Source organism: Marinovum sedimenti, assembly GCF_054052205.1.
This window is the reverse complement of the sequence record NZ_CM133223.1, coordinates 2,147,480-2,159,482: the sequence shown is the minus strand read 5'-3', so window position 1 is coordinate 2,159,482 and position 12,003 is coordinate 2,147,480. Positions and strand designations below refer to the sequence as shown.

3 protein-coding genes are annotated in these 12,003 nt (G+C 64.9%); all 3 read left to right on the top strand.

Features of this window, described 5'->3' with window-relative positions:
* Nucleotides 1-10 precede the first annotated feature (10 nt).
* From ACW9UO_RS10410 to ACW9UO_RS10400, 3 genes are read left to right on the top strand one after another with little or no spacing between them, the layout of a single operon-like run.
* Complete coding sequence (locus ACW9UO_RS10410; protein ID WP_457085747.1) at nucleotides 11-6,439, top strand: type I polyketide synthase; 6,429 nt, start codon at nucleotides 11-13, stop codon at nucleotides 6,437-6,439.
* 2 nt (nucleotides 6,440-6,441) lie between these two features.
* A complete protein-coding gene (locus ACW9UO_RS10405; RefSeq protein ID WP_457085746.1) occupies nucleotides 6,442-7,434 on the top strand; it encodes a glycosyltransferase family 2 protein in 993 nt (330 codons plus the stop codon).
* Nucleotides 7,431-11,990: a MupA/Atu3671 family FMN-dependent luciferase-like monooxygenase gene (locus ACW9UO_RS10400; protein WP_457085745.1), complete on the top strand. Its 4,560-nt coding sequence runs from the start codon at nucleotides 7,431-7,433 to the stop codon at nucleotides 11,988-11,990. Before ACW9UO_RS10405 ends, ACW9UO_RS10400 begins: the two co-directional genes overlap by 4 nt.
* The last annotated feature ends 13 nt before the right edge of the window (nucleotides 11,991-12,003 follow it).

Genomic DNA, 12,003 nt, shown 5'->3' with positions numbered 1-12,003 from the left:
GGATGCACGTATGACATTAGAACACACCCTCTTTGAGCCAAGCGAGACTGACATCGCGATTGTCGGCATGGCCGCCCGGTTGCCGGGCGCGGCCACTATTGATGCGTTCTGGGACAACTTGCGCAATGGCCGCTCGTCGATACGGCGGCTGAGCGAGGAGGATCTGATTGCGGCAGGCGAAAGCCCTGGCCTGATGCGCCACCGCAACTACGTGCCCTTTGCCGCGCCGCTTGATGGGTTTGCCGACTTCGATGCCGAGTTCTTTGGCCTTTCGCCCAAGGACGCGGCGATCATGGACCCGCAGCACCGACAGTTCCTTGAATGCGCTTGGGAGGCGATGGAAACTGCCGGGCGTGTGCCCGACCCGGCGCAGGGGCCGGTGGGTGTTTTTGCCGGTTGCGGCATGGGCAGCTATTTCTATTTCAACATCTGCTCCAATCCCGATCTGGTGGATGGCACCGGCATGTTCCTGTTGCGCCACACCGGCAATGACAAGGATTTCATGGCCACCCGCCTGAGCCATATGTTCGATCTGCGCGGCCCGTCGATCAATCTGCAAACCGCCTGCTCCACTTCGCTCGTCGCCACGCATTACGCGGCGCAGGCGTTGATCAACGGCGAATGTGATATGGCGCTGGCGGGCGGTGTCACGATCGAGCTGCCGCAGGGGCGCGGCTATCTGTTCAAGGAGAACGAGATCCTGTCGCCCGACGGTGCCTGCCATGCGTTTGACCACCGCGCACAGGGCACGGTGTTTGGCTCTGGTGTCGGGGTTGTGGCGCTGCGGCGGCTGACGGATGCTGTGGCGGATGGCGATCACATCTGGGCGGTGATCAAGGGCTCTGCGGTCAACAATGATGGTGCGGCCAAGGCCGGCTATCTCGCGCCTTCCGTTTCCGGCCAAGCGGCGGCGATTGCCGAGGCGCAGGCGATGGCGGGGGTAAGCGCCGATACGGTGGATTATGTCGAATGCCACGGCACCGGCACCTATCTGGGCGATCCCATCGAAGTTGCCGCGCTGACCGAGGCTTTTGGCGAAACCACGGATGAGGCTGGATTTTGCCGCATCGGATCGGTGAAAACCAACATTGGCCACTTGGATACGGCGGCGGGTGTTGCCAGCCTGATCAAGGTGTCGCTGGCGCTGACTCATGGTGAAATGCCGCCAAGCCTTGGCTTTGAAAAACCCAATCCGGCGATTGATTTCGAAACCTCGCCGTTTCGGGTGAATGACCGCCTTACCCCGTGGCCGCGCCGCAAAGGCCCGCGCCGTGCCGGGGTCAATTCGCTGGGCGTCGGCGGGACCAACGCGCATGTGGTGCTTGAGGAAGCGCCCGAGCGCCCCGCCTCTGACGCCAGCGATTGGCCGTTCCACATCCTGACGGTGACAGGCCGCAGCAAGGCGGCGGTCGAGGCCAATGCCCGCCAGCTTGCCGCGCATCTGCGCGCGCAGCCGGACCAGAATTTGGCCGATGTCGCCTATACGCTGGAAACCGGGCGCCGCAAGTTTGAACACCGCCGGGTGCTTGTGGCGGAAAGCCATGCACAGGCCGCCGAGGTGCTTGAAACGCTCGATCCCCGTCGCGTTTTTGCCCATACCGCGCTGGAGGCCACGCCCGAGGTCGTCTTCATGTTCCCAGGCGGCGGCGCGCAATATGCCGGGATGGCGCATGATCTGTACGAGACCGAGCCGGTGTTTGCCGATTGGGTCGACCGTGGGTTGGAGGTGCTGCAACCCAAGCTGGATTACGACATCCGTGCGCTTTGGTTGCCCAACGAGGGCGACAAGCAGCAGGCCGACGCGCGGCTGAAACAGCCGTCGGTGCAATTGCCGCTGATCATGATCGTCGAATACGCGCTGGCGCAACTTTGGCAAAGCTGGGGTGTCACGCCTGCCGCGTTGGTGGGCCATTCGATGGGCGAAAACACCGCCGCCTGTCTGGCCGGGGTGCTGTCCTTCGAGGATTGCATCGGGTTGGTGCATCTGCGCGGCACGCTGTTTGACAGCGTGCCTGCGGGCGGAATGCTGTCGGTGTCGCTCTCTGCCAAGGCGCTGCGGCCCTATCTGGGCGACGCGCTCGATCTCGCTTCGGTGAACGCGCCCGAGCTTTCGGCGGCGTCTGGCCCGCAACAGGCGCTGGACGATCTTGCGGCGCGGCTGCGCGCGGATGACGTGGATTGCCAGCGGGTCGCCATCGACATCGCCGCGCATTCCGCGATGCTCGAGCCGATCCTCGATGATTTCCGCGCCTACCTTGCGTCTATCGAACTGCATCCGCCGCGCATTCCGATCATCTCAAATCGCACCGGTGTGCCGCTGACCGAGGCACAGGCCACCGACCCGGACTATTGGACCGCACATCTGCGGAGCACCGTGCATTTTGCGGATTGCATCGGCACTCTGGCGCAAGTGCCGGGCCGGGTGTTTCTTGAGGTTGGGCCGGGCAAGGCGCTGGCCTCATTGGCGCGGCTGCATCCCGATCTGCCCGCAAATCAGGTGCTTGGCACCCTGCGTCACCCCGAAGACCGGATCGAGGACGATGCGTTTTTCATGGCCGCGCTGGGCCGGTTGTCGGCGCTGGGCGTGGCCATCGACTGGCCGCAAATCTGGGGCGAGGCGCGGCGCAATCGGGTTGTCCTGCCGACGTATGCGTTCCAGCATCAGACTTATTTCATCGAACCCGGCAAGGCCCGCACCGAGCAGACCGACAGCTTCCTGACCCGCAGCGATGACATCGCGGGCTGGGCCAGTCGCATGGCCTGGGTGCCGCAGCTTGCGGCCTGCGAGATTGACGTCGACAGCGAACTTTCCCTTGCCTCTGCCGAGACTTGGCTGGTGTTCATGGATGACGCCGGGCTGGCCGCCAAGGTCAACGACCGGCTGCGCGCGGCCGGGCATACCGTGGTCGAAGTCTGGCCCGGCGATGCCTTTGCCCGCGCCTCCGACAGCTCGTATATCCTTGCGCCGGAACGGGGGCGCGAGGGCTATGAGATGCTGATCCGCGATCTGATGGCGCATGGTGTGGTGCCCACACGGGTGGCGCATTTCTGGCTGGTGACGCGCGATGCCGGGCACCGCCCCGGATCGTCGTTTTTTCACCGGGTGCAGGAGCATGGTTTCTATTCGCTGCTGTTCCTCGCGCAGGCGATGGAAGGCGAAAACCTGCCCAAACCGCTGCACATCACCGCCCTGACCAATGGCGCGGCGCGCGTCAAATCCGAGCCGCTGCCTTGGCCGGAAAAGGCCACTCTGGCGGGCCCGCTGCGGGTGATCCCGCGCGAGGTGCCGGGGGTGACAACCGCCGCGATTGATCTGGAATTGCCGCAAGGGCGCAAACGTGACGAGGCGCTGGATGCGCTGGCGCTGCAGGTGCTCGAAGACCTGTTGGCCCCGCCGCTACATTCCGAGGCCGCCCTGCGCGGTGACAAACGCTATGTCCGGCTGCCGCGCCCGATGGACCTGCCTGCAACCAAGGCCCCGGCTGTGCGCGCGGGCGGCACCTATCTGATCACCGGCGGTTTCGGCGGCATCGGTCTGGCCATCGCCCGGCGGCTGATTGCCGAAGGTGCGACCCAGATTGTTCTGGTTGCGCGGGGCGCTTTGCCCGACCGTGCCGATTGGGCGCGGCATCTTAACAGCCACGGCCCGCAGGACGCCGTGACCCGCCGCATCGAAGCGGTGCAAGCGCTCGAGGCGTTGGGTGCAGAGGTGATGAGCGCCGCTGCCGACGTCTGTAATCCGCAGCAAATGCAGGAGGTTGCCGATCAGGCCCGCGCCCGCTGGGGCGACATTCACGGTGTTATCCATGCAGCGGGTGTGATTGATGACGCGCCGCTTTTGACCAAAAACCAAATCTCGATTGAGTTTGTGCTGACGCCCAAAATCCAAGGCACTCAAGTTCTGTCACAGGTCTTTCCCGATGGCAGCCTCGATTGGCTGGTGCTGTTTTCCTCCAGTTCGACCGTCACCGCCCCGGCCGGTCAGGTGGATTACGTCGCTGCCAATGAATACCTCAACGCCTTTGCCCGCGCGCGCCAGGGCGGCAAGACCCGCGTTCTGGCGCTGGGTTGGGGGATCTGGGCCGAGGTTGGCATGGCCGCCCGCGCCGTGGCCGACCGCACTGGCGATCTGCCCGAACCGCCCCGTCGGCCTGTCGACCAACCGTTGCTTGATGTCGCCACCTTTAGCGACTCTGGCGACCGCATGTTCGAGGCCCGTTGGCGCCCCGATACGCGCTGGGCGCTGGACGAACACCGCACCCGCGATGGCCGCGCGCTTTTGCCCGGCACCGGCTATCTTGAGCTTGCCGCCGAGGCGCTGGCCGCGCAAGGCGAAACCGGGCCGTTCGAGATCCGCGATCTGACCTTCTTGCGCCCATTGCACACGCCTGACGATGCCGAGACTGAAGTGCGCCTGCATCTGCGCCGCTCTGACGCCGGGTACACGATGGAGGTGCGCAGCGCGGTCGATCATCAGACCCGCAAGGGCTGGCAGTTGCATGCCGAGGCCGAACTGGCGCTCTCTGCGATCACCGCGCCGCCGCCAGTCGATATTGCTGCCATTCGCGCGCGCTGTGATGGCGGGCAATACAGCGATATTCCGATGCGCTCGGCGCAGGAGATGCACCTTGATTTCGGCCCTCGTTGGCGCGTTTTGCACGCCACGGCGATTGGCGCGGGCGAAGGCATTGCCGATCTTGCCCTGCCCAAAATGGCCAGCAAAGACAACGCTTTGCTGCACCCCGCCTTGATGGATATTGCCACCGGCTGGGCGATGGAGCTGATCGACGGTTATGACCCCTCTGCGCTTTGGGTGCCGATGTCGTATGGCCGGGTGCGGGTGTTTGGCCCCTTGCCCGAACGGCTTGTCAGTTGGGTGCGCAATGCGGGCGCGAATTCCACCGCCGATCCGGTGGCGCGGTTTGACATCACGTTGATGGACCCCGAGGGCCGGGTGTGCGAGACCATTGAGCAGTTCGCCATCAAGCGGCTCGACATCGGTGGCGGCTTTGCCCAAGCGCCCCGGCCCACGGTGGCGGAGCTCAGGTTCGACAAGGCGCAAGAGATCCAGCCGCTGTCCGCCGCCGAAGAGCGCCTGCAACACAACCTCAGCCAAGGCATCCGCCCCGAAGAGGGCGCCGAAGCCTTTCTGCGCGCGCTGCAAAGCGATGTGTCACAGATCGTCGTGTCCTCGCTCGACCTGCCGGCGTTGATCGCCCAGGCCGGCGCGACCAGTGCCACCCATAACGCGGGCACCCAGTTTGACCGCCCCGACCTCGACACCGATTTCGTGGAACCGACAAGCGATATCGAACGGACGCTGGCCGGGTTCTGGCAAGAGCTTCTGGGGCTGAGCCAGGTGGGCGCAGAGGACAATTTCTTTGATCTCGGCGGGCATTCCCTGATCGCGGTGCGGCTGTTTGCGATGATCAAAAAGACCTATCGCGCCGATTTCCCGATCTCGGTGCTGTTTGAGGCCCCCACCATCCGCGCCTGTGCCGCCCTGATCGAGGCCCGCGTTGGCCCGTCTAAGGCGGGAGAGGACCGGCCGCGCCGCCAAGAGGCCCAGCGCCGGTTCACCCATGTGGTGCCGATGCACGACGGCGAAGGCGGCAGCAAAACACCATTCTTCCTTGTTGCCGGGATGTTCGGCAATGTGCTCAACCTGCGCCATCTTGCGCATCTGATCGGCAGCGACCGGCCGTTTTACGGCCTTCAGGCGCGCGGCCTTTATGGCGACGACCAGCCCCACCGTGACATTGGCGAAGCCGCGCGGGATTACATCGCAGAGCTGCGCCAGATCCAGCCGCAGGGCCCCTACCTTCTGGGCGGGTTTTCGGGCGGCGGCATCACCGCCTATGAAATGGCGCATCAGCTCGAGGCGATGGGCGAGGAGGTGGCGCTTGTCGTCATGCTCGACACGCCGCTGCCGGTGCGCCGCAAGCTCGCGCCGAAGGACAGAGCGTTGATCCAATGGCAGGAATTGCGTCGGGGTGGCGTGATGTACCCGCTGCGCTGGCTCACGAACCGCCTCCGCTGGGAGCTGTCAAAGCGCCGCGCGCCGGTGATGAGTGCCGCGCCCGAGCATCAATTCCAGAACGCCGCGATCGAGGCTGCCTTTTACGAGGCGATTGCCAAGTATGAGGTGCAGGGCTGGAGTGGCAATCTCCACCTGTTCCGCCCGCCGATGCGGGGCAAATGGCAGGTGTCGGGCGGGCGGTTGGTGGATGCCGACCGGGCCTATGTTCTGCCCGACAATGACTGGTCTGGCCACGTGCCGGGCGTACAGGTTGGCGAAGTGCCGGGCGACCACGATTTAATGGTGCTTGAGCCGAATGTGCGGGTCTTGGCAGACCGTATTCGCACCGCCATCGCAGAGGCTGAGGCCTCGGTGGCGCTCGAAGCCCCAATGGCAGACAACAAAAAGGCGGCGGAGTGATCATGGCCCAAAAACGCGTGCTATGCGTCCTGCTCAACTATCGCACCGCCGAGATGTGTGCCCGCGCCGCGCAATCGGCTGTGGCCGCAATGGCGGGGCTGGACGGCGAACTGGTGATTGTCGACAATGACAGCGGCGATGGCTCTTTCGAGGCGTTGACCGCCTTTGTTGCCGAGCAAAACTGGCCGCATGTCCGGGTTGTGGCCTCGGCGCGCAACGGCGGGTTTGGCGCGGGCAATAACGTTGGGATACGCGCTGGGCGCGCGGATGGGCAGGCCGCAGATTACGTTTATATCCTCAACTCCGATGCCTTTCCCGAACCCGGTGCGATCACGGTGCTGGCCGATTGGCTTGATGAAAATCCCGACACCGGCATCGTCGGCAGTCATATCTATGGCGAGGACGGCGCGCTGCATGCCACCGCGTTCCGCTTCCCCTCAATCGCCAGCGAATTTGAGGGGGCGGTGCGCCTCGGCCTTGTATCGCGGTTGTTGCGAAACGCGCGGGTGCCGATGGAGACGCCCACGACCGTGCAGCCCGTGGACTGGCTCGCCGGGGCATCGCTGTTGCTGCGCCGCGAGATGCTGGACGACATCGGCTTGTTTGACGAGACCTTCTTTCTGTATTTCGAGGAAACCGATCTGTGTTTGCGCGCCAAACGCGCCGGGTGGCGCGCGGTTTGCGTGCCCGACAGCCGGGTGATGCACATCGGTTCGGTCTCGACCGGCATGCGACGGTGGGATCGCATTCCGCAGTATTGGCTCGACAGTCGATTGTACTACTTTACCAAGAACCACGGCGCGCCTTATGCGGCCTTGGCGACCCTCTCACATCTGGCCGCTGGCCTGCTTTGGCGGTTGCGGCGGATGGTCCAGACCAAGCCCTCTGTCGACCCGCCGCATTTTTTGCGTGATTTTGTAACGCATTATGTTCGCTCCGTTTTTGCCCGCCGCGCGCCCAGTCCTGTGGCGCAACCCGAAAAGAGGCTGCCATGACCCCGTTCACCGCGATCCTTGTCGGAAATGATACGCTGACCCGCGAATGCGCCCGCCAGCTTTTGGACCGGGGGCAGGCGATTTCGGCCTTTGTCACCCGCGTGCCTGACCTGCGCGACTGGGCCTTGGCGCAAGGGCTGCGGGTCGAGGTGCCCGGTCCCGATCTCGCCGCACGTTTGCGCGATGTGGCCTGCGATTGGCTGCTGTCGGTCGCCAACCTCGATGTTTTGCCTGCCGACGTGCTGGCCTTGCCCCGGCAGGGCGCGGTCAATTTTCACGATGGCCCGTTGCCGCGTTATGCCGGTCTGAATGCGCCGGTTTGGGCCTTGCTGAACGGCGAGGCGCGGCACGGCATCACCTGGCATATGATCGAAGGAGGCATCGACGAAGGCGATATTCTGGGCCAGCAAATGTTTGACATCGCGCCCGATGACACCGCGCTCAGCCTCAATCTGAAATGTTATGCGGCGGCGGTCGAGAGTTTTGGCGCGCTGATTGATCAGCTTGCCTCGGGTGCGCCCCAGCGCCAGCCGCAAGACCTGCGCCGGCGCAGCTATTTTGGCCGGGCGGCTTGTCCCAAAGCGATGGGCGTGCTGCGGTTTGACCGGCCAGCGGCCGAGGTGGCGCGGGTGGTGCGGGCGTTGGACCATGGCGACTATCTCAACCCGCTTTGCGTGGCGAAGTTTGAGGTGAACGGCACGATCTATGCGCCGCGCGGGGCTGAGATGGCCGCGGAAAGCGGCGCGCCGGGTGACATCCTTGCCTGCGACGCTGAGAGCATCACAATTGGCTGTGCGCCCGGCGCGGTGCGGCTGACCGGGGTGCGGCGTCTGGATGGCGCGGCGGCAGATTTGAGTGCGGCGATGGCGCGTTCCGGCGGGCTGAAAATTCTCACCGAGGCTGAGGCCGAGGCGCTCACCGTGACGGGTGCCGAACTGGCCAAGGCCGATGCGTTCTGGCGTGCGCGATGCGCCGATTTCACCCCCGCGACATTGGCCAGCGAAGGGCAGATGAACGGCCCGGCCAGTGCCATCACGTTTGACTGGCCCGAGGGGTTGAGCCTGCAACAAAAGGCCAATCTGGTGGCAGAGTGGGCGGCGCAGGCCGCCGGTGTGCCCGGTGCGGAAATTGCGGTTGTACATCAGGGACTTGGCGGAGAGACTGCGCTTACCCTGCCTTGGCTGCCCTTCACAAAAGGCGACCCGATCGAGACCTTGGCGCTGAAACCGGCACCGGCGGCAGATATTGCTCTGCGTCTGCCCGGCAATACCGGCCTGACGCGGCCCGACATCACCTTTGCGTTGGATGCCACCACCTCCGAGGCCCGCCTGCTGATCGGTGCAGACGGGGCGCTGCGCTATGATCCGCAGCGCCTGAGCCATGCGATGGCGCAGATCCTCGCGCACCGTTTGCAAGCGATGGCCGAGGCTGCGGCAAGCGGCCAACCCATCCCCGCGATGCCCCAGGCCGAACGCGATCTGGTGCTGCACGGCTGGAACCAGACCGGCACCGACTATGACCGCACCGCCACGCTCCAAACCGCCTTTGAGGCGCAAGTCGCCCGCACCCCCGAGGCCACGGCGCTTGTCGTTGGGCCCGACAGCCTCAGCTACGCCGAGCTGAACGCGCGTGCCAACCGGGTGGCGCATGTGTTGCGCAAAATGGGCGTTGGCCCCGGCGTGTTGGTCGGCCTGTGCACCGGGCGCAACGTGCATCTTTTGGTGGGCGCGCTGGCGATCCACAAGGCGGGCGGGGCCTATGTGCCGATGGACCCGGCCTATCCCGCCGACCGCCTTGCGCTCTATCTGCAAGACAGTGGCGCGCCGGTGGTGCTGACCGAGGCCGCGTTGCAGCACAGCCTGCCCGAGAGCCGCGCGCAGGTGCTGGTGTTGGATGCCGCGCCCGAGATTGCAGCGGCCTCTGCCGAAAATCCCACGGCCAGCGCCCAATCCGACGACCTCGCCTATCTGATCTATACCTCCGGCTCGACCGGGCGGCCCAAGGGCGTGATGGTCGAACACCGCAACGTCGCCAATTTCTTTGCCGGAATGGACGCGCGCATCGGGCGCGACACCCCCGGCACATGGCTGGCGCTGACCTCGCTCAGCTTTGATATTTCGGTGCTGGAACTGTTTTACAGCCTCGCGCGCGGCTACAAACTGGTGCTGGTCAACGAGGAACAAAAGCTTGAGACCACCGCCCCCGGCGAGGGCATGGAATTCAGCCTGTTTTACTGGGGCAACGATGACGGCGTGGGCCGTGACAAGTATCGCACCCTGCTCGAAGGCGCGAAGTTTGCCGACGACAATGGCTTTTGCGCGGTCTGGACGCCCGAGCGGCATTTCCATGCCTTTGGCGGCCCCTATCCCAACCCGGCGGTGACCGGCGCGGCGGTGGCGGGGGTGACGAAAAACCTCTCGGTTCGGGCAGGCAGCTGCGTTGCGCCGCTGCACCACACCGCGCGGATTGCCGAGGAATGGGCGGTGATCGACAACCTCACCAATGGCCGCGCCGGGATGGCGATTGCCTCTGGCTGGCAGCCCGATGATTTTGTGTTGCGCCCCGAAAATACCCCGCCCGAAAACAAGCCCGCGATGCTGCGCCAGATCGAGGATCTGCGCCGGCTGTGGGCTGGCGAACCGGTGGAATTTGCCAAGCAGGATGGCACCCTGCATGCGGTTGTGACCCAGCCGCGCCCGGTGTCGAAAACCCTGCCGATCTGGGTGACGACGGCGGGCAATCCGGCGACATGGCAAGAGGCGGGAAAGATCGGGGCCAATGTCCTGACGCACCTGCTGGGCCAATCGGTGGATGAGGTGGCTGGCAAGATTGAGATCTACCACGCCGCGCTGCGGGAGGCGGGGCATGACCCGGCGGATTTCAAGGTCACGCTGATGCTGCATTCCTTTGTCGCCGCCACCCGCGACGGAGCCCGCGATGTGGCGCGCGAGCCGATGAAAGCCTACCTGCGCGCCGCCGCCGGGCTGATCAAGCAATACGCTTGGGCGTTTCCGGCCTTCAAGCGGCCCGAGGGGGTGTCGAACGCCTTTGATCTGTCGCTCGATGGGCTGAGTGAGGAGGAGATGGACGCGATCCTCGACTTTGCCTTCCAGCGCTATTTCGACGAGTCGGGCCTGTTTGGCACGGTTGAGGACTGCGTTGCGCGGGTCGAGAGCCTCAAGCAGATCGGGGTGACAGAGGTGGCTTGCCTGATCGATTATGGCATCGCCGCCGACACTGTTCTGGAGGGGTTGCGCCCACTGGCCGAGGTGCTGCGGCGCTGTAACGAAGGCGTGGAACGCGACCATTCGATTGCCGCCCAGATCGCGCGCCACGAGGTGACGCATCTGCAATGCACCCCGTCCACGATGCGGCTGTTGTTGCTGTCGCCCGAAACGGGCCGCGCGCTGCGCCGCGTCGATCAGATCATGCTGGGGGGCGAGCCTTTGGCCGGGGCTTTGGTGGACGAGTTGCGCAAGCTGACCGACGCCCGGATCGAAAACATGTATGGCCCGACTGAAACGACGATTTGGTCGTCGACCGGCCCGGCGACGGGGGGCGATGCGATCTGTGGCATTGGCACGCCGATCGCCAACACCCAGATGTATGTGCTCGACAGCCTTGGCCAGCCCGCGCCGGTGGGTGTGGTCGGCCAGCTTTATATCGGCGGCGATGGCGTGACGCGGGGCTATTGGCAGCGCGACGACCTGACCGGCGCGCGGTTTGTGGCCAACCCCTTTGCGCCCGGTCGGATGTATGACACCGGCGATCTGGCGCGGTGGCGCGCGGATGGCACGCTTGATTTCCTCGGAAGGGCCGACACGCAGGTGAAACTGCGCGGTTACCGGATTGAGCTGGGCGAAATCGAAGCGCGGCTCGAAGCGCTTGAGGGGGTGAAACAGGCGGTGGCAGTGGTGCGGGATGGCGAGACTTTGGTGGCGTTTTACGACGGCGACCTCTCGGCCAGCCAGATGCGTCACGCGATGGCGGCGCAGGTTCCCGGCTATATGGTTCCGTCGCAATTCCATAAGGTTATCGAGTTTCCGCTGACCCCCAATCGCAAGATTGATCGTCAGGCTTTGGCCTCGCGCGCACCTGTTCGCGCAGCGCCAAAACCCATGGTGACCGAGCGGCCTGGCCCGGTTGGGGCGGCCGTGCCGACGGCGGAGATTCAAGCGCAAATCGCAGACGTGTGGCGGCGGACCTTGGGCGTTTCGGATATCCCGCCGCAGGGCAATTTCTTTGAGCTTGGCGGCCATTCGCTGTTGGCGGTGCAGGCGCATCGCGATTTGCGCACGGCGCTGGGCGCGACAAGGCTGAGCATCGCGGATGTGTTTGGATACCCCACTTTGGCCGGGCTGGCGGCGCGCATCGCCGAGATCGGCGGTGCCAAACCGGTGCGCCAGGCAGGGGAAGCGCCGCCAAAGCCAATGCCACCCGTGGCCAATGTGGCACAAAGGCCAAGCAGCGACGTCAGCGACAATCCCCGCGCTGCGGCCCGGCAAACCGCGATGGCGCGGCGGCGTGAGATGCGCGCGCGCCGCCTGTCGGGGTAAAACGGAGGGAAGC